Source organism: Citrobacter sp. Marseille-Q6884 (assembly GCF_945906775.1).
Taxonomy (GTDB): domain Bacteria; phylum Pseudomonadota; class Gammaproteobacteria; order Enterobacterales; family Enterobacteriaceae; genus Citrobacter.
This window is the reverse complement of the sequence record NZ_CAMDRE010000003.1, coordinates 124,028-140,682: the sequence shown is the minus strand read 5'-3', so window position 1 is coordinate 140,682 and position 16,655 is coordinate 124,028. Positions and strand designations below refer to the sequence as shown.

22 protein-coding genes and 2 pseudogenes are annotated in these 16,655 nt (G+C 49.5%); 17 read left to right on the top strand and 7 right to left on the bottom strand.

The window, feature by feature from the left end; genetic code table 11:
• Positions 1-41: 41 nt before the first annotated feature.
• Both N7268_RS24195 and N7268_RS24190 read left to right on the top strand, forming a co-directional pair.
• Positions 42-1,319 (top strand): DUF2254 domain-containing protein, encoded by a 1,278-nt coding sequence (locus N7268_RS24195; RefSeq protein ID WP_000625672.1) that lies wholly within the window; start codon positions 42-44, stop codon positions 1,317-1,319.
• Between the two features lie 253 nt (positions 1,320-1,572).
• A pseudogene (locus N7268_RS24190) lies at positions 1,573-1,761 on the top strand (Tn3 family transposase); the annotation flags it as partial.
• Here N7268_RS24190 and N7268_RS24185 read toward each other — a convergent pair.
• Positions 1,761-2,042, bottom strand: a pseudogene (locus N7268_RS24185) (IS6-like element IS26 family transposase); the annotation flags it as partial. The pseudogenes N7268_RS24190 and N7268_RS24185 overlap by 1 nt on opposite strands.
• A 349-nt stretch (positions 2,043-2,391) precedes the next feature.
• Here N7268_RS24185 and N7268_RS24180 point away from each other — a divergent pair.
• From N7268_RS24180 to N7268_RS24165, 4 genes are all read left to right on the top strand, one after another.
• Positions 2,392-3,414 carry an IS110 family transposase gene (locus N7268_RS24180; RefSeq protein WP_000156887.1) on the top strand — a complete coding sequence of 341 codons (1,023 nt, stop codon included), beginning with the start codon at positions 2,392-2,394 and terminating at the stop codon, positions 3,412-3,414.
• Between the two features lie 682 nt (positions 3,415-4,096).
• Complete coding sequence (locus N7268_RS24175; RefSeq protein WP_000493286.1) at positions 4,097-4,426, top strand: type II toxin-antitoxin system RelE/ParE family toxin; 330 nt, start codon at positions 4,097-4,099, stop codon at positions 4,424-4,426.
• Positions 4,407-4,688 carry a helix-turn-helix domain-containing protein gene (locus tag N7268_RS24170; protein ID WP_000780222.1) on the top strand — a complete coding sequence of 94 codons (282 nt, stop codon included), beginning with the start codon at positions 4,407-4,409 and terminating at the stop codon, positions 4,686-4,688. The genes N7268_RS24175 and N7268_RS24170 overlap by 20 nt, the downstream gene beginning before the upstream one ends.
• Before the next feature lie 277 nt (positions 4,689-4,965).
• A complete protein-coding gene (locus N7268_RS24165) occupies positions 4,966-5,946 on the top strand; it encodes an IS5-like element ISKpn26 family transposase (protein WP_000019445.1) in 981 nt (326 codons plus the stop codon).
• 316 nt (positions 5,947-6,262) lie between these two features.
• On the opposite strand, the gene N7268_RS24160 is transcribed toward N7268_RS24165, so the two are convergent.
• From N7268_RS24160 to N7268_RS24150, 3 genes are all read right to left on the bottom strand, one after another.
• Complete coding sequence (locus N7268_RS24160) at positions 6,263-6,763, bottom strand: non-heme ferritin-like protein (RefSeq protein ID WP_001752509.1); 501 nt, start codon at positions 6,761-6,763, stop codon at positions 6,263-6,265.
• Positions 6,764-7,089: 326 nt separating this feature from the next.
• Positions 7,090-7,794, bottom strand: a complete 705-nt coding sequence (locus N7268_RS24155) for an IS6-like element IS26 family transposase (RefSeq protein WP_001067855.1) — start codon at positions 7,792-7,794, stop codon at positions 7,090-7,092.
• A 273-nt stretch (positions 7,795-8,067) separates the two neighbouring features.
• Positions 8,068-8,406, bottom strand: a complete 339-nt coding sequence (locus tag N7268_RS24150; protein WP_007372294.1) for a hypothetical protein — start codon at positions 8,404-8,406, stop codon at positions 8,068-8,070.
• 237 nt (positions 8,407-8,643) lie between these two features.
• Here N7268_RS24150 and N7268_RS24145 point away from each other — a divergent pair, with 237 nt between their 5' ends.
• The 4 genes from N7268_RS24145 to N7268_RS24130 all read left to right on the top strand — a co-directional run bounded on the left by N7268_RS24145 (position 8,644) and on the right by N7268_RS24130 (position 10,576).
• A complete protein-coding gene (locus N7268_RS24145) occupies positions 8,644-9,087 on the top strand; it encodes a hypothetical protein (RefSeq protein ID WP_007372295.1) in 444 nt (147 codons plus the stop codon).
• A gap of 118 nt (positions 9,088-9,205) precedes the next feature.
• On the top strand, positions 9,206-9,547 hold the full coding sequence (locus N7268_RS24140) for a hypothetical protein (RefSeq protein ID WP_007372296.1): 342 nt from the start codon (positions 9,206-9,208) through the stop codon (positions 9,545-9,547).
• 158 nt (positions 9,548-9,705) lie between these two features.
• On the top strand, positions 9,706-10,260 hold the full coding sequence (locus N7268_RS24135) for a hypothetical protein (protein WP_007372297.1): 555 nt from the start codon (positions 9,706-9,708) through the stop codon (positions 10,258-10,260).
• A 49-nt stretch (positions 10,261-10,309) separates the two neighbouring features.
• Entirely contained in the window at positions 10,310-10,576 is a 267-nt protein-coding gene (locus N7268_RS24130) for a hypothetical protein (RefSeq protein ID WP_007372298.1), read from the top strand.
• A 67-nt stretch (positions 10,577-10,643) separates the two neighbouring features.
• Here the strand turns inward: N7268_RS24130 and N7268_RS24125 are convergent, their stop codons facing one another.
• Genes N7268_RS24125 through N7268_RS24115 form a run of 3 tightly spaced genes read right to left on the bottom strand, consistent with a single transcriptional unit; the run spans position 10,644 to position 11,813 of the window.
• Complete coding sequence (locus tag N7268_RS24125) at positions 10,644-10,874, bottom strand: hypothetical protein (protein WP_007372299.1); 231 nt, start codon at positions 10,872-10,874, stop codon at positions 10,644-10,646.
• A gap of 43 nt (positions 10,875-10,917) precedes the next feature.
• Positions 10,918-11,376 (bottom strand): RES family NAD+ phosphorylase, encoded by a 459-nt coding sequence (locus N7268_RS24120; protein WP_008786589.1) that lies wholly within the window; start codon positions 11,374-11,376, stop codon positions 10,918-10,920.
• Positions 11,373-11,813 (bottom strand): antitoxin Xre/MbcA/ParS toxin-binding domain-containing protein, encoded by a 441-nt coding sequence (locus tag N7268_RS24115; RefSeq protein ID WP_007372301.1) that lies wholly within the window; start codon positions 11,811-11,813, stop codon positions 11,373-11,375. The genes N7268_RS24120 and N7268_RS24115 overlap by 4 nt, the downstream gene beginning before the upstream one ends.
• Before the next feature lie 154 nt (positions 11,814-11,967).
• Between N7268_RS24115 and N7268_RS24110 the strand changes: the two genes are divergently transcribed.
• The 7 genes from N7268_RS24110 to N7268_RS24080 all read left to right on the top strand — a co-directional run bounded on the left by N7268_RS24110 (position 11,968) and on the right by N7268_RS24080 (position 16,456).
• Positions 11,968-12,285: a hypothetical protein gene (locus N7268_RS24110; RefSeq protein WP_016241555.1), complete on the top strand. Its 318-nt coding sequence runs from the start codon at positions 11,968-11,970 to the stop codon at positions 12,283-12,285.
• A gap of 41 nt (positions 12,286-12,326) precedes the next feature.
• Positions 12,327-13,169, top strand: coding sequence for a hypothetical protein (locus N7268_RS24105; RefSeq protein WP_007372303.1), 843 nt, complete (start codon positions 12,327-12,329; stop codon positions 13,167-13,169).
• Positions 13,141-13,419, top strand: coding sequence for a hypothetical protein (locus tag N7268_RS24100; protein WP_007372304.1), 279 nt, complete (start codon positions 13,141-13,143; stop codon positions 13,417-13,419). Before N7268_RS24105 ends, N7268_RS24100 begins: the two co-directional genes overlap by 29 nt.
• Before the next feature lie 59 nt (positions 13,420-13,478).
• The gene (locus tag N7268_RS24095; RefSeq protein WP_007372305.1) at positions 13,479-13,922 is read left to right on the top strand and encodes a hypothetical protein; all 444 of its coding nucleotides are present in this window, start codon (positions 13,479-13,481) and stop codon (positions 13,920-13,922) included.
• 286 nt (positions 13,923-14,208) lie between these two features.
• Positions 14,209-14,373, top strand: coding sequence for a hypothetical protein (locus tag N7268_RS24090; RefSeq protein WP_007372306.1), 165 nt, complete (start codon positions 14,209-14,211; stop codon positions 14,371-14,373).
• 567 nt (positions 14,374-14,940) lie between these two features.
• Entirely contained in the window at positions 14,941-15,783 is an 843-nt protein-coding gene (locus tag N7268_RS24085) for an HNH endonuclease signature motif containing protein (protein ID WP_007372307.1), read from the top strand.
• 421 nt (positions 15,784-16,204) lie between these two features.
• On the top strand, positions 16,205-16,456 hold the full coding sequence (locus tag N7268_RS24080) for a hypothetical protein (protein WP_024196080.1): 252 nt from the start codon (positions 16,205-16,207) through the stop codon (positions 16,454-16,456).
• The last annotated feature ends 199 nt before the right edge of the window (positions 16,457-16,655 follow it).

Sequence of the window (16,655 nt, the reverse complement as noted above, 5' to 3'; positions counted from 1 at the left end):
GCGGCATTTATTTTCCCGAACTTAATACAAGGATATGCTGAATGATTTCACGCTGGCAATGGATTCTCAGGCAGACACTTAAAAAGCTATGGTTCAGGGCAACGTTATTTGCAATGGTAGCAATAATAACGGCCCTTTTATCTATTCTTTTTAGATCAATGATCCCAGAGTCAGTATCAGTGAAGGTTGGTGCGGAAGCAGTTGATAATATTCTGAACATACTGGCATCGAGTATGCTGGCGGTGACCACATTTTCACTGAGTATCATGGTCACCGCTTACGGTTCAGCCACTACTAATGTGACGCCCAGAGCCACGCGTTTAGTTGTAGAAGACGTAACCACACAAAATGTACTGGCCACTTTTATCGGTTCTTTTCTCTTCAGCCTGGTAGGGATTATTGCCCTCAATATGGGAGCCTACGGAGAAAGGGGTAGAGTCATTTTATTCATTGTAACACTGGTTGTCATTGCCTTAATAATCAGCACATTGCTTCGCTGGATACAGCATTTGACCTCTCTGGGCAGGGTAGGTGAGACAACAGCAAAAGTAGAACAGGCGGCGATCGAGACATTTATTGCGAGAGCAAAAAGTCCATGTCTTGGCGGATATCCATGGCTTGAGAACAATGAACAACCAAAAGGAACTGTTGCCGTATATCCGGAGAAAATTGGCTATGTTGAATATATTGACATGGTCAAGCTCGGCAGTCTGCTGAGCAATGATCCTCGTCATGTATATCTTGTGGCGCAGCCAGGCAGTTTCATACATCCATCGATGCCAGTTTTGTACCTGAGTTCTGGTCAGGAGTCATCAATCTGTACCGATTTACTTGAAACGATCATTGTCTCGGATGTGCGTTCATTTGCTCAGGATCCCCGATTCTGTCTCAGCGTCATGGCCGAAATAGCCTGCAGGGCCCTTTCGCCCGCAGTAAACGATCCCGGTACTGCGATTGATGTCATTGGCAGAGGTGTTCGAATACTCTCCGCTTACGCGCAGAATAAAATAGATGAAACTGAAGTGATATATCCTTCAGTACATGTTGCGCCACTTCAGATCAAAGACCTACTGGAAGACTTTTTCTTACCTGTTGCACGTGATGGTGCGAGTATGAGGGAGATTCAGATAAGAGTCCTTAAAGGACTGTCTATGCTGAGTAAGGGTTGGCCTGGGATGTTTGCTGAAGCCGCACATATACTGGCATCTGAAACATTAGAGCATGCAACTCGTACTGGTCATATAGCCCATGACGAATATCTTATAAAATCAATTTATTATAATTTATTCAGTGGCGAAAATCCTAATAAAAAACCATAGTTGCGGGACAAAGGATTTGTCCTCTGGCAAGGTGAAAGCAAAGCATTCCAGTGAGAATGAGCGTCTACTTTGAGCTGTGATTTCAACTGATGGACGCAACACAATTATTGAACTCACAGCGTGAAGCGGACGTAGCTAATTTTGCACAGCCCTCGATTAGAAAATTTAAGAATCCAGCCTTCAATGGTGTCATGGCGACAGGCAATACCCCAGTCCAGTGGCATATGAAGCCACATTGTCGCTGCCGGGAATTTGTTTCACCCATTATCGCACCGGAGAACAGGCAGAAGACGAAGCAGCGCTTATGGCAGCGATCCTTGCAGATGCAATGAATGCCGGAGCCGAACGAATGGCACAGAGTTCACGGGATGTCACCATTCACCGGATGATGGTCATGGTGGAGCGTCATTTACGCGCTGCAATCTATGCATCTACCACCTCGGCCCGGTACAGATACGCCCAGCGGCCATTGACCTTCACGTAGGTTTCATCCATGTGCCACGGGCAAAGATCGGAAGGGTTACGCCAGTACCAGCGCAGCCGTTTTTCCATTTCAGGCGCATAACGCTGAACCCAGCGGTAAATCGTGGAGTGATCGACATTCACTCCGCGTTCAGCCAGCATCTCCTGCAGCTCACGGTAACTGATGCCGTATTTGCAGTACCAGCGTACGGCCCACAGAATGATGTCACGCTGAAAATGCCGGCCTTTGAATGGGTTCATGTGCAGCTCCATCAGTAAAAGGGGATGATAAGTTTATCACCACCGACTATTTGCAACAGTGCCAATTTTTGTACGTTAAGCGCATTATTTAACCAATCTTGGTTCGTAAGTGGTTGATTTTGCGTCAGTGGCTATCGCTTTTAAGTTGTCGCTCTTGCAGTATCGCATTTAGGTTATCCGATTAAGGTCAAACCTCTGAAAATGCCGTATAGCGCGGGAGTACACCCTATTGCTATAGGTAAGTCTGTTCAAAAAACAGGCTTACCGAATGGAAGGGACTTCCCCTGATTATGCGCCTGATTAACTCTTGTGCAATCATGGGGTACACATCGTCCCGGAGGAATTCGTTATGACTATCACGACTGTCGGTATCGATCTTGCTAAAAATGTGTTTGCTGTTCACGGTGTTGATCAAAATGGTAGAACTGTTCTGGTTAAGCCTAAAGTATCGCGTGCTGCACTTCCTGAGTTAATTGCAAGTTTGCCTCCCTGTGTTATCGGGATGGAAGCATGCTCCGGGGCTCACTACTGGGCAAGATTGTTTCGGCAGTATGGTCATGAGCCACGTCTGATGGCTGCTAAGTTTGTATCGCCTTATCGTATGGCCGGAAAATCAGGAAAAAATGATGCAGCTGATGCTCAGGCTATCTGTGAAGCTGTTCGTCGTCCGCATATGCGGTTCGTACCAGTGAAAGACGAAAGCCAGCAGGCCATGCAGTGTTTACATCGTACCCGTCAGGGTTTTATCGAAGAGAAAACAGCAACGTATAATCGTCTGCGAGGATTGATATCTGAATTCGGTGTCATCGCGCCACAAAGTGCTGATGCCCTGCGCCACATGGTTTCTGTGCAGAAGAGCTCTTTACCGCTTCAGGTTCAGCAATGTGTTGATGATTTGATGGAACACGTTGATCGCATTGAAGCTAACATCACTGAATATGACCGAATTTTGTCCCACATAGCCAAAACAGATCATCGCAGTCAGCGGCTGATGGAGCTAAAGGGCGTTGGTCCCACAACGGCCTGTGCACTGGTCGCCAGTATCGGTAATGCACATGATTTTAAAAATGGACGTCAACTGGCAGCCTGGCTGGGGCTGACGCCATCACAATACAGCAGCGGGGGAAAGTCGAAACTCGGCAGGATCACAAAAGCCGGTGATTCGTATCTGCGAACGCTTCTGGTTCAGGGGGCTCGTTCAGTGCTTATTGGCGCCGGGAAAAGGACTGACTCATTCAGCCGTTGGGTTTGTATGTTGGTTGAGCGCAGAGGGTACTGGCGGGCTGTTGTGGCCATCGCCGCCAAAAATGCGCGGCTGTGTTGGGCATCACTACATTACGGTGATGATTTCCGGCTGTACTCAGTCAACTAAAGCTCGAAGCTGTATAACCATCTGACCTGCAATTCGTTGATGATAAAGGGTTAGACCCCGTGAGGCCTATCTGGCTATTGTACAGGATATACGTATCCGCTTAACGAACAAGAACCTCACGCGCGTCTTTCATCAGGGCCCGAATCGATGACGATTCATCATGGCCGTTTATAGTACCGCAGTCTCTCCCCTTTATTTTTACTGAAGAGCAGACAGAAACCATAAATACCGGCTTTGACATGCCGGGGAAGTCCTTATAGTACAATAATTCTCTATATCCAAACTGACCCCTACACGCTCGTAAGCGGCTCTTACGACCCGCTAACGCGGAGATACGCCCCAACTGCGGCTTCGCCTTGTTGTGACCACTCCGACCGCGCACAAAAGCCTCTGAGCCGCTTTTAGCGGAATATGGCTTTGCAGGGTGAAGGGATGGATAGGCGATCCCTTTCGATCCCTCACTGGTATCGGCGGCTAACCCTCGGTGCTACCTGTCATTTCATCCTGCCGCCTTACATGCGCTAACGCGCATAAATCCCCGTTCCTCAGTGGAACGAAAACTCACGCTAACAGGGTAGTGACCGGGTAGCCACGATAACTGCCAACAAAATTAGCTTATAGGTTAATTCTACCTTGTCTGAAATTAGCCTATAGGTTAATATTAATAGAAATGGGAGGTCACATGTTTAGCGTTGTTTATCACCCGGAAGCCAGGGAAGAAGCCACAGCATTACCCGTAAAAATCAGGGTGAAGTTTGACCGTCTCATCGGCAAACTGGAGTATGACGCCCGATTACTGCGGGAGCCGGACACGAAGCCCCTGGGCGATGGACTTTTTGAGATCCGCACGATGGGGACGGACATAGCCAGGGGAATCTGGGTATACCACAAAGGCAATACCATCATCATGCTCCGTGTTTTCATCAAGAAGTCACAGAAAACGCCAGCGAAAGAAATCGATCTCGCCAAAAAGCGGTTAGCGGAGGTACTTAATGAAACTGGTAAGCCATAAAGAACTGCATAACGAGTGGATGCAGGACGATGAATATCGCGCTGCATGGCAGGAAGAAGAACGTAAGGAAAAGCTCAGGGAGCTGCTTGCTGAATGGCGCAAGCATGACAACCTGACAAAAGCGCAGGTTGCTGAACGCATGGGGGTTACACCTCCGGTTATTTCTCGCCTGGAAAACAACATCACCAAAGCCAGCATCGACACACTGACCCGCTACGCTCACGCCTGCGGCATCAAGAAACCTGTCATTGCCCTGTACTGAATAGCCAGCCCTCCGGGGCTGGCCTTTTTGTTTCGGTCAGTCCCAAAATTTTGTTAAAGCAAGTTTAAAATGTCACCTGTTTCTCCAAAGTTGAAATGTCACTTCTAAGCCAATCTATTTATACATAATCTTTACATCTTTCCCCGGTGACAAAGTGCTAATTGGTCTGTAATGTTCAATGTGTGGCAGGCAAGCCGCCGGTGACTTAGGGAAGGTGCGAACAAGTTCCTGATATGAGATCATCATATTCATCCGGAGCGCATCCCAGAGGGACATCATGAGCCATCAACTCACCTTCGCCGATAGTGAATTCAGCACTAAGCGCCGTCAGACCCGAAAAGAGATTTTCCTCTCCCGCATGGAGCAGATTCTGCCATGGCAGAATATGACCGCTGTCATCGAGCCGTTTTATCCCAAGGCGGGCAATGGCCGACGGCCCTATCCGCTGGAGACCATGCTGCGTATTCACTGCATGCAGCATTGGTACAACCTGAGCGACGGTGCCATGGAAGATGCCCTGTACGAAATCGCCTCCATGCGCCTGTTTGCCCGATTATCCCTGGATAGCGCCCTGCCGGATCGCACCACCATCATGAATTTCCGCCACCTGCTCGAGCAGCATCAACTGGCCCGTCAATTGTTCAAGACCATCAATCGCTGGCTGGCCGAAGCAGGCGTCATGATGACCCAAGGCACTTTGGTGGATGCCACCATCATTGAGGCACCCAGCTCGACCAAGAACAAAGAGCAGCAACGCGATCCGGAGATGCATCAGACCAAGAAAGGCAATCAGTGGCACTTTGGCATGAAGGCCCACATTGGTGTCGATGCCAAGAGTGGCCTGACCCACAGCCTGGTCACCACCGCGGCCAACGAGCATGACCTCAATCAGCTGGGTAATCTGCTTCATGGAGAGGAGCAATTTGTCTCAGCCGATGCCGGCTACCAAGGAGCGCCACAGCGCGAGGAGCTGGCCGAGGTGGATGTGGACTGGCTGATCGCCGAGCGTCCCGGCAAGGTAAAAACCTTGAAGCAGCATCCGCGCAAGAACAAAACGGCCATCAACATCGAATACATGAAAGCCAGCATCCGTGCCAGGGTGGAGCACCCGTTTCGCATCATCAAGCGGCAGTTCGGCTTCGTGAAAGCCAGATACAAGGGGCTGCTGAAAAACGATAACCAACTGGCGATGTTATTCACCCTGGCCAACCTGTTTCGGGTGGACCAAATGATACGTCAGTGGGAGAGATCTCAGTAAAAACCGGAAATAACGCCAGAAATGGTGGAAAAAATAGCCTAAATAGGCTGATTCGATGTGTTTGCGGGAAAAAAATCGGCCCAGATCCGCGAAATTTTAATCAGCGAGTCAGCTTGGGAAGAAATGACCTGCTTATTCGCACCTTCCTTAATATAAAGACACAAGCAGAGACATTTTTGGCACGATATAAAAACGCTAAGTTAAAAAATCACTATGACGTGTTGGGTATCAAATGTTCACTGGCATAAACCTCTGTTTCTGATGTAAAACAGATTTTCTGAGGAGGCGTAAAACCTCCTCGTACTGCGAAATTGATTTAGTGATAGCGATCGATCACGCCAACCAGATAGTGGTCGGTTTGCTGCATGTTGATGCCCGCTTTTTTAGCGCTGCGGACTTCATCCAGAATGATTTGCAACAGCGTCCCGTCCACGATTTCCTCTTTTCTGTATCGCTTCAGGAAGTTAATCGCTGACTTATCGTTTGCTGCCTGGGCGTCTTCCGTCAAAGAGGTCAGCGCATTAATGCGCTTCTGGTAATCGCTTACCGTCTGCTCAAACAGATCTTCCAGCGTGGAAAATTCACCGCACCGGGCGTGTTGCTCCTGTAACACCGGCGTGGCGCCGCTCTGTTTGATGTATTCGTACATGCGCATCATTTGCGTCACCGTATTTTGCGCCTGATGACGCAAAAATAGTGCGGTGCCATTAAGGCTATTCTCGCTGCACCTCTGGCTGAGCTGAAGATACAAATTTGAGGTATAAAACTCCTGATTCATTTGCGCATTCAGTTTTTGAACTATTCCGCTAGCGATCATAGGACTTCCTTATTTCTTGTCATCTCAGAAAACGGTCACTCTTCGAAAAAACAACCAGAATAAAAGCGATTCTTTCGCTTTTTTTATTGCGCCTGGTTACGCAGTCATATTCATTTTAAGTCGGGATGCTCCTTATTTAAATATCCACCCCTACTATCGCATTTCTATCTGGCATTATTCTGTGATGGTGTTTCGATATTCACACTCCCTGTGCCAATCCTTTCTTATCGACAGTAGGAAACTTCCTCCGGCTATTCTGCTGAACACGATTAGGGGCACTGTTGCAAAGTTAGCGATGAGGCAGCGTTTTGTCTTATTCAAAGGCCTTACATTTCAAAAACTCTGCTTACCAGGCGCATTTCGCCCAGGGGATCACCATAATAAAATGCTGAGGCCTGGCCTTTGCGTAGTGCACGCATCACCTCAATACCTTTGATGGTGGCGTAAGCCGTCTTCATGGATTTAAATCCCAGCGTGGCGCCGATTATCCGTTTCAGTTTGCCATGATCGCATTCAATCACGTTGTTCCGGTACTTAATCTGTCGGTGTTCAACGTCAGACGGGCACCGGCCTTCGCGTTTGAGCAGAGCAAGCGCGCGACCATAGGCGGGCGCTTTATCCGTGTTGATGAATCGCGGGATCTGCCACTTCTTCACGTTGTTGAGGATTTTACCCAGAAACCGGTATGCAGCTTTGCTGTTACGACGGGAGGAGAGATAAAAATCGACAGTGCGGCCCCGGCTGTCGACGGCCCGGTACAGATACGCCCAGCGGCCATTGACCTTCACGTAGGTTTCATCCATGTGCCACGGGCAAAGATCGGAAGGGTTACGCCAGTACCAGCGCAGCCGTTTTTCCATTTCAGGCGCATAACGCTGAACCCAGCGGTAAATCGTGGAGTGATCGACATTCACTCCGCGTTCAGCCAGCATCTCCTGCAGCTCACGGTAACTGATGCCGTATTTGCAGTACCAGCGTACGGCCCACAGAATGATGTCACGCTGAAAATGCCGGCCTTTGAATGGGTTCATGTGCAGCTCCATCAGCAAAAGGGGATGATAAGTTTATCACCACCGACTATTTGCAACAGTGCCGAGCCAATTATATGAAGAGACTGTTATGAAAGATTTCCATTTCCTGTATGTCGAACTCCTGGTCGAATTGCTTCGACTGGTCAATTTTCTTCTGCCGTTGTGGTTTGGTAGTTGAAAATAGCAGGTAATACCCGGGCAAGACCTTCCCGTTTTTTTAAAATAAAAGGGCGCACATAGCGCCCTGTCAGAAAGGTATTTTGAAGCAGCAGACTACTTACGAAACTCCCATTGTTTAATCAGCTTTTTGACAAACGTCTCGCCATAGATCTCATGTGACTCCATGTATGCACAAAGCTGTATCAGGGTCATCATGCCATCGCGAAGGGTATCGCATGACTCGTTACGGCAATAGGCCGTGAGTTTGTACATATTCGCCCCGCAAACGTCCGGGTTGTAGAGATTAACAATCAGGCTTGCCGCGAATTTCTTTCTCTCTGCGATAGCGCCCAGATAAGCCAGCTCCCTTTTCAGGTCTTCCGGGATAGGTGTGACAGCACACGCTCGCGGGTTCAGGTTTATCTGGATATGGTCAAAGTCGAGTTCCTGCATTGTCCTGGTTCCTTCTGCTGATATTCGGTATCCGTCTGCCGGGCCACACGATTCTGCATGTAATGCCCTTCATATCACCATTGTACCGGATACCTGCAATTTGCCCCGTAACTACCGGTGCTGATGATAAAAAATATCTTTATTTTGCGAACGATATACACCAGTCCGTCCTGATTTCGTCAGCTGAATTGTGCCGGGTAAGCTGGTTGCCATGTGAGTGACCTAATGGAGAACACCATGCAGCACACTGCAACCACACACCCGCAACCGGCTAACACCGTGAGTATCGTCAGTACGACCTACGGTCAGACGCTGGTGGTACTGAACGGGAAATGTCTCTACTGCGCACCACCAGAGCGAGGAGACGAAGCCCGGCAGCTGGCATCAACCACTGCCGGGGCACTCAACGTGCCGGTCGATGTCGTCCACCTCGATACATTTGCTACCGATACAACCGAAAGCCAGCTGATGGCCCGCTTTGAAAACCAGAATGCCGGGCCGTGGTATAGCCATGCGTTTACCATCGCGTTCAGTGTTGAATACCCGGCGAAGAGTAGCGATGACATTCCACCAGCGGAATTACACCGTGCATTGATGAAGCGGGCCAGAGAGTTTACCGGTGATCTGGATGCGCTGGTGGAAGCCTGCGGGGCATCTTATGACAGTTATCAGATGGGGTAACTCCTGCTGGAAATGACCGCATTCTGCTGGCGTTTTCAATGAGATATCGCCAGCCGCTTTGGTAGAGTTTTCCAGATAGCAAGCGAACATCATAGCCAGTGGCAAGAGGTAAACCTATATGAATTCTGTCTGTCTTGATTACGAGAAAGTGGATTTTCTGGCGAATCTCCTGATCCCCACCCTCGCCAGACACCCCATCAGTAACAGTTTCCCGGAGCGCGGCCTCGCACTTAAGGAAAAGCACCCTGAGCTGGTGGGCTGGCCCGAGCGCAAACTGGGTGAAGTGGAAAATTACCAGAATGCACTGTCCAGACAGCTACCGAGCCTGAACAGCATGTCCTTGCCGGAGTTTATCGACTTCATTCTCACCCCGCATGTCGCGGAGTATGTTCTTGAGCAGGTTGGCACTCCGCTTGCTGAAGAAACCATGCAGCTGTTTATGGCGAAAGTGAAGGCATAACGCGGTTTTCAGCCCCATATACTCCAGATCATAACCGGCCTTAATGGTCGGTTTTTTTTGTGAATTTTCTGCCCCGAAAGCCTTCGTCACCTGCGGGGAGCGTGGTTAACTGGTTATGTAAACAAAACGAACAACACACATAACTACAGGGGTCTACCATGTTAAATCCAGCTATCTGCGCCATGTTCATGTTTCAGGGCTTCCAGCATGAAGTCTCCCGTCTGACCGCATTATCAGTGGCTAATCCTATCCCCCTCACCTTCAACTGTGACAGCGTACAGACAATGATCTGTGAAACGCTGGCTGGTGGCGAAATTGAATGTGCTCACTGGATGTTGGATGCCGCAGAGCAGATCTGTAAAGCCTGCGAACCTGCGTATCAGGCATCTGAAGAACCGGGAGTCTGGTACTACGACATTGCTGAACGTCTGGGCGCTGAAGTGGCCTGCCGTTGCGTAAAAGGTGATATCAGCACTGACCAATTGGTCGCTGTTGCAGTTAACCTCACTGAGTCATGGAACACGCTGAGCGAAGACAGCAATCAGGAGCCTGATTGCGGATCATATGAAAATACCGTCAGGACGTTGGTAGAACGTGCTGATACAGCAGAAGCGGCTTGCGTAGAAGCAGTCAGAATCCTTGATGGTGGTGAGCGGCAGGCGTTATCAAAGGCGATAGCAATTCTTCGCCCTGTGGCCGCAACGTTGCAGTAGATAGTGGCAGAACACCAATACACACAACACTCACTACAGGAAAATGACCATGAAACTCACCGTATCGACTCGCCCGGTAAGAATTGAAGGGAATTATGTCTCTGTCGTCTTTAATCGTTCCCATAACTCCATGCCGGAAACAGCAGAGGTTAAAAATGCCGATCAGGCGCGGGCATTCATCAACGATTACATCGCCCGTAATATCAACGAAACGCCGATGCATCTGGTGCTGACAAAAGAGGGCCGGGCATTTGGCGGGTTCGACGCGCTGAATAGTAGCCTTCCGCCCGCGATTGAATCATCAACCCGTTTGTAATGACTGACTGGTGGCGCTCAGTGAGGAGCGTCACCCGGCATCACGGAGGGAGTTGCAAGAGTTCTGATTAGCCTTTCCTGACCCACGCCCAAAGCATCGCACCCGCCAACACCGTCAGCATCAGAGCAAACACGGAACCAACCAGACTCGCATCGCCATTCTTGCCGGAGTAACCGCAGGTTTGAGATGCGTCACCAACTGCCTGACAAATTGAATCGGGATCAAGTCCCCAGTAGACAAAGGCGAACAAGGCAATTACAGAGATAAACGCTTTAGCGACTTTCGCTTTCTGAATCATCAGAGACACCTCAGTTCGTCAATGCCGGGGAGTTGCCTGTGTGTTATTTCAGGCGGGAATCAAACCGGAACGGAATTTTCTTAACCGTAGCCATCAGGTCAAAGAGTTCAGGGTGTGCCGGATTCAGCAAGTAGTTAAATTCAACCGGAGACAACGCACTTGGAATACGCAGCGCGATAGAAGAACCGCTTTCAGCCCAGTTATCACCGTAGAGCGCCAGCTCAGCAGGAGCATCCTCACTCGCCCAGTTATCAGGGAGACGGCTCATGTCGAAGGTCTGGATCTGATCATCCGGTACATCAAGACTCAGCAGTGTAAAGTCGTCCAGTAACTGCGGCGCGTGAATGTGTACCAGCGTTTCAAGCATGGTAAGGCTGGCCGTTTCAGACAGGTAGACCATTGCAGTGCCTACGCTGTTCCAGCGGCCCCCCGTTTCTTTCGCACCCAGACCAGACCACGCAGTCATCAGATAACGGGTCTTGGTCAGTCGGTAAAGGATCACGAGTATACCCCGTGCTCAATACGCGTAATCAGGCGCATCACTTCAAGCGCACCTGTCTCAGAAGAAACAAGCTCTGCCGGTGATTTCCAGCTCAGACCACGGTTCGCTTCGTTCAGCCATTTGTGCGCCGCTTCTTTGTCACCTTCAAACAGCTCTACAGCGCGTTCAATTACGCGGATAATGCGCACCAGACGTTCGCTCTGATCGGCAGTGAAACGGTCTTTGATGCTACGATTAAACGTCGTATTAGGTATACCCGACATTTTGCGCAGCTCAGACGGCGTGATGTTAGCCCATTCAGAAATGTGCTTAGCTACTGTGCCATCGAGACCGTGATTGATTTTATCCATCAGCGCGATACCGTCATTATCCAGCCCAGCAACCTGCCATAAGCAGTGCTGATTCGTTTTGGTAACGTCTGGAGAAAAAACTTTCATCGTCATAACTAGCCCTCCCATTTGGTAATTCAATTATACCATATGGAACACTAACGGCAATCTTTTAACCATCAGACAACCTCAGCGCCCTTCGTCACCAGCCCCACCTGCCAGATAATAGGTCAATAACGACAAAACTATGACAGGGGGCATCATGCCGAATCTCTTACGTTATGACCAACTGGACTCCTCACGTCAGCCAGCAGCGCGGGCATCAGCCGCTAGTGGCGAATTATGGTGTGCCCGCAACAACGTAAAAAAGCAGGCGGCAGCGTCAAAGGCCGCAATTCACCAGGCAATCAATGATCAGCACCGCATTACCCGGCTGCGAAACACCTTTTCGCTCGCGAAGGATATGCGTGAAAAGCCGGTCGTCTGGATTGAAAAGCGCATCCTCGAAAATCTGTGCATGTTCAATGAGCAGGACGATATGTACCTGTTCACGCAGCAGAACTTTGTCAGCAAACTCTGAACCTCCGGCCCGGCTCGTCGGGCCATTAAAAGGAAACCGATATGACAGACTTCATTGATAAACTGGCAGCGAATGGTGTGGCCTTTACCCTTCAGGACGGACGAATCATCGTTGAAGGCGATCTTCGTGTCGGGTTTACGCTTGAGCCAGAAGATCCGGCAATTCCCTGCGACTATATTCCCGCGAATCTGACCGTGACGAACACCCTGACCATTCTGTCGGGCATTCATAGCATCCCTGCCGGGCTGGTGGCCCGCAATCTGTTTATCAGCTACTCTGAGCTGGAATCTCTCCCTGACAACCTGACCATTACCGGTACGCTCATGGCGAATTCTTCACGTCTTAAGTATCTGCCGGAAAATCTGACGGTGGGCCGCGTTCTGGACATCATGTGTACTGATATCGCCTATCTGCCGGATACGCTGAAAGTAGCTGGCAGTATGATGCTGTCAAACACCCGTATTACCACTTTGCCGGATAACCTGCATCTTGAAGAAAATCTGGCCCTCGAAGCCATGCCGTTGCAAGCGTTGCCAAAAAACCTGAAAGTGGGCCACAGCCTGTATCTGGATGCTGTGGCTCTGAAGCGGATCCCTGAGTGTATATCGTGCCCCGTGATTAACCTGGTTAACCCTGGTAATTTTGAAAATGTCGCGTCAGTCACCGGTATCGGCGGAAAGCCTAACCGCCATGTCTATGCGCTACGTACAGCGCTTGGCGTTCGCGTATGCATGTACGATTTGTCTGTAGACCCGGAAATATTTGGTCTGCTGGTACGTGGCATCTATGATGAACCCACGGCTGAACTACTTGATAAGGCCGCACAACAATGTATTCAGCGTCTGGAGGATATGTATGCTTCTGAAAACGCAGTTCGGCACTGACTCGGGTATGATTTATACCCGGAAGGTGTATCTGCATTACACCGACACTGACGGGCATTCACGCAGCAAGCTGATAAAAGGTTACTACTACCCGGGCGAAGTCCCGGTTGAGTCGTTTTCAGAGCGGGCACTTGCTCCTGGTATGCGCCAGCTGTTGAGTTGCCGCTGCGGCGCAATAAACTGGGTCGCAACTGGTGGTATCAACGAATACCAATGCGACTGCTGCGCAAAGGAAATAACCGTTTACTGACGGTCTGCACGGGGATACCGTTCGACCGGCATACCCATGACAATAAGAGCAGGTGCTAAATGACAAAAGAAGAATCACAATTTTATGCTGGTGCAATCTGGGCCGCATCGACCATTTACCGGATGCATTCTGACTCGGTGGTAGCGAAAGATTTTCTCCGTGAAATTAACGATCTGGATGTGGCAGCAAAATGTGGTGCTGAGTACGACGTTCTCCCATTACGCCTGTTTGTTTTGCGCGATTTACCATTGGGCCACGATGCGGATTATGAAGCCATCAGCTTCGGGCCGGTAGACCGTCACGGCAATATCATCTGCGATCACTCTCAGACTTCGGTCACCGATATCTCCGGCCAGCGAGCGTATGGGGTTTATGCCCGCCGTGCGGGTGAGTCGAATCTGACGCTCATCGACAATCTTGATGATGAAGAAGAAGCCGAACCACTGGCGAAGGTGCTGGCTGAACAGCTCCAGCAAATCAAAGAAGGTCGCTACGATATTTAAGCGTTAGACCACGTACTGCTGGTGGCAATACACTGTCGATTAAGGGGGTTAAGTGACTTAAATGATCCACTGACCTGTCTGTGTAAAGCCTGTTTATCCCAAAGCCGTCTGGTTCACCAGGCGGTTTTTTTATGCCCGGAATAGCAAGCACAACACAAAACGAAACCGATATTATCTTTCTGAAAATACAGGGCTTTTTATGCCCTGGTTTTCTTCGTCACCTGAGTCACTCACCAGATACTGGATACAGAAGCCACAACATGTAACCCGTTATCAGGAGCGACCCATGAAAGCACAAGCTGTTCGTAATCACTCTTTTGGCTCACTGAAGCTCAGCGCAAGCAATGCGGCAGCAGCCGCGCTGGCGCACCCGGTAACCCATTTCTTCATGCTGTTCGCCATCGTGATGTACCTGGTCTATGGCGGTGTAGTACTCGGCATTAAGCCGTAGCATTCCCTGTGGCCGGTCGCCCAACCGGCTTTGCCTCCAACCCTTCTGGAGGTAGTTGTTAACTTCCCCGGTAAACCGGGGATTTTTTTACCCGTAGTTCCAGCGTTCGCCACTGGAGCTAAAACCCACCAGAGCGAATTCCGTAACATAAGCGCTTCTTCTACGTCCGATCAGTACCTTACCCTATGAGCAACCCGTCACACTCTGCTAGCCTTCCTCCCGGAATGAACGACACTCTGATGTCCCTATATATCGAACCGGATATGCCTGGTATCGATGATCTCGTTATAACAATTATTCGGCTTCGGCGTGAGGGCTGGACAGCATCTGAACTGACTTTCCGTATACTTTCGTCAGTTGCATATCAGGTGATTCCTCCAGAGGCGTTTACCGACCCTAAGCATCACCTCCTGAAAGAGTATGTCAGTTTGTCCCGTGAGTTCGGCCTAGTAAGCGGGGCAAGACATAATGCTCACCTCCGTGGTGTCATTCGCAGAGGGATAATGTCGGGAATAGATAGAGCAGAGGTAATACGCCGCGTTCTTTTCTCCCCGCACTATTCAGAACATGAGGAAGATAACCAATCTGATTCGTTCCCTCGTTCGTCGTAACAACCGGGTGGCATTAACGCTTTTTCCCCGAATGTTCCGGTACAAAGCCTTTGGCGTGGTTGAAACAGGATCTGGTTATCCGCGACGGCCTGAACATCAGGAATCCAAAGTTTGTCTACTGGCAGGATATCTCAGAGTCCAGGAAGAAATTCGTGCTTCTCAGGCCCGTCTGGCTTTACTAAATACTGAAATCGAAAAGGAGAATGCTCAGGAGTACGCACGTAACAAAATTCCGGCATCACGGTTGGCTCACTTCAGGCTCTGGTTCACTCGCCGATTTGGTAATGACACATCCCGTTTGATTGAGTCCGTGGACACCTACTGCGAGGAGCAGAATCCAGTAATGGATGAGCAACCGGCTGTATTGCCATTACCACGCGGTCACCTCCCCCATGCAGATATCCGTATGCGCTCCCCGAGCTTCCGCCGAGAGGTTAGCGTTCGCGATGTGCATGTCCAGTCTCAGTTCCGTGAGTTGGTGGATAAGAATTTCGGAAGCCTGTGCGCGGTATCGGGCAAACACCTCAACGGTGTGCTGGAGGCAGCACATATTGAACCAACATCCGTAGCAGGCTGCTATAACGCCAGTAACGGCATTTTGCTATCACCAACATTCCACAGGCTGTTTGACACAAACATGATGGGTATTGATCCTGATACACTACAGATTCACTTCGCCAGCGGTATAGAGTTCCCTGAGTATGAAGGGGTCTGTATAAAACCGTTGTTCTACAATCTGGATAAAAACAGGCTCGGGGCAAGATGGCTTGAATTTAAAGTGAAATCACCTGCGGAGTAAGCCCTCTCCCCTCTTCCATCTCCCTGCCCTATCCAATCTATTTATTGGAAAGGCATAGCAGCATGGAGATAAGTAGCACACAAGTAACTCACCGATAATTCACATAAAAACCATATCAAAACAAATCAATCAGTTTATCGCATTTCCTAGCGCACTTTTAATTCACATTTTATGGACTTTTAATCCAATCCTCTCCTGTTCACTTTGAATTTAAGTGATATCAGTGAATGATAAGGTACGAATAATTCACTAAATAACAACTATGTAAATTCAACAGCATAAAAACCAGAGCGCTATCTTCGGACTGGTTCCAGTAATTGATGGTTTGAGTCCGGCCCGCATGTCATACTGATTTATATCTTTCGTGTAGCCCTGCGGTAGGCACGATTTCATCCCAATACATCCAGTGGCATGTGACTATATGATCGACCAAGCAGAGTTAATGAAGAGTGTTTTAGCGGTTCTGCAAGCCAGAAACGTGTCATTATCAGAGAGCCCTACGCGAATTCTGATGATGCTTCCAACACGGTTACGCGTGAATGTCACTGTAATCGATGCTCAAAATGAACCGTTAACCGCGACACTGATGCTGGATCAGGAAGGTCAAGTGACCTGTAAGCTGGCAACAGACCCCGCTGATACCGTCGTTGATATCAGTCGATATAGAGTATGATTTAAATCTTCGCGTTCCAGCCAGCCGTTCCCAGCTTCGTTGTAGAATATTGCAATAAGCCAATCCCCAGCCAGCCCTGTAATGTAACCGAAGAAAATCGTGCGCAATGCGCACGTAAAAATGTCTGCCCGCCACGCGGGCAATCGCCGTCCAAAAGCTTCGCTCTCAAGCGAAGCAGGCACGGCATGTAAATTCGAAT

Excerpts from the sequence above, each read along its gene's own strand:
- N7268_RS24195 (WP_000625672.1), top strand. The coding sequence starts at position 42 with ATGATTTCACGCTGGCAATGGATTCTCAGGCAGACACTTAAAAAGCTA.
- N7268_RS24180 (WP_000156887.1), top strand. The coding sequence starts at position 2,392 with ATGACTATCACGACTGTCGGTATCGATCTTGCTAAAAATGTGTTTGCT.
- N7268_RS24175 (WP_000493286.1), top strand. The coding sequence starts at position 4,097 with ATGTTTAGCGTTGTTTATCACCCGGAAGCCAGGGAAGAAGCCACAGCA.
- N7268_RS24170 (WP_000780222.1), top strand. The coding sequence starts at position 4,407 with ATGAAACTGGTAAGCCATAAAGAACTGCATAACGAGTGGATGCAGGAC.
- N7268_RS24165 (WP_000019445.1), top strand. The coding sequence starts at position 4,966 with ATGAGCCATCAACTCACCTTCGCCGATAGTGAATTCAGCACTAAGCGC.
- N7268_RS24160 (WP_001752509.1), bottom strand. The coding sequence starts at position 6,763 with ATGATCGCTAGCGGAATAGTTCAAAAACTGAATGCGCAAATGAATCAG.
- N7268_RS24155 (WP_001067855.1), bottom strand. The coding sequence starts at position 7,794 with ATGAACCCATTCAAAGGCCGGCATTTTCAGCGTGACATCATTCTGTGG.
- N7268_RS24150 (WP_007372294.1), bottom strand. The coding sequence starts at position 8,406 with ATGCAGGAACTCGACTTTGACCATATCCAGATAAACCTGAACCCGCGA.
- N7268_RS24145 (WP_007372295.1), top strand. The coding sequence starts at position 8,644 with ATGCAGCACACTGCAACCACACACCCGCAACCGGCTAACACCGTGAGT.
- N7268_RS24140 (WP_007372296.1), top strand. The coding sequence starts at position 9,206 with ATGAATTCTGTCTGTCTTGATTACGAGAAAGTGGATTTTCTGGCGAAT.
- N7268_RS24135 (WP_007372297.1), top strand. The coding sequence starts at position 9,706 with ATGTTAAATCCAGCTATCTGCGCCATGTTCATGTTTCAGGGCTTCCAG.
- N7268_RS24130 (WP_007372298.1), top strand. The coding sequence starts at position 10,310 with ATGAAACTCACCGTATCGACTCGCCCGGTAAGAATTGAAGGGAATTAT.
- N7268_RS24125 (WP_007372299.1), bottom strand. The coding sequence starts at position 10,874 with ATGATTCAGAAAGCGAAAGTCGCTAAAGCGTTTATCTCTGTAATTGCC.
- N7268_RS24115 (WP_007372301.1), bottom strand. The coding sequence starts at position 11,813 with ATGAAAGTTTTTTCTCCAGACGTTACCAAAACGAATCAGCACTGCTTA.
- N7268_RS24110 (WP_016241555.1), top strand. The coding sequence starts at position 11,968 with ATGCCGAATCTCTTACGTTATGACCAACTGGACTCCTCACGTCAGCCA.
- N7268_RS24105 (WP_007372303.1), top strand. The coding sequence starts at position 12,327 with ATGACAGACTTCATTGATAAACTGGCAGCGAATGGTGTGGCCTTTACC.
- N7268_RS24100 (WP_007372304.1), top strand. The coding sequence starts at position 13,141 with ATGCTTCTGAAAACGCAGTTCGGCACTGACTCGGGTATGATTTATACC.
- N7268_RS24095 (WP_007372305.1), top strand. The coding sequence starts at position 13,479 with ATGACAAAAGAAGAATCACAATTTTATGCTGGTGCAATCTGGGCCGCA.
- N7268_RS24090 (WP_007372306.1), top strand. The coding sequence starts at position 14,209 with ATGAAAGCACAAGCTGTTCGTAATCACTCTTTTGGCTCACTGAAGCTC.
- N7268_RS24085 (WP_007372307.1), top strand. The coding sequence starts at position 14,941 with ATGAGGAAGATAACCAATCTGATTCGTTCCCTCGTTCGTCGTAACAAC.
- N7268_RS24080 (WP_024196080.1), top strand. The coding sequence starts at position 16,205 with ATGATCGACCAAGCAGAGTTAATGAAGAGTGTTTTAGCGGTTCTGCAA.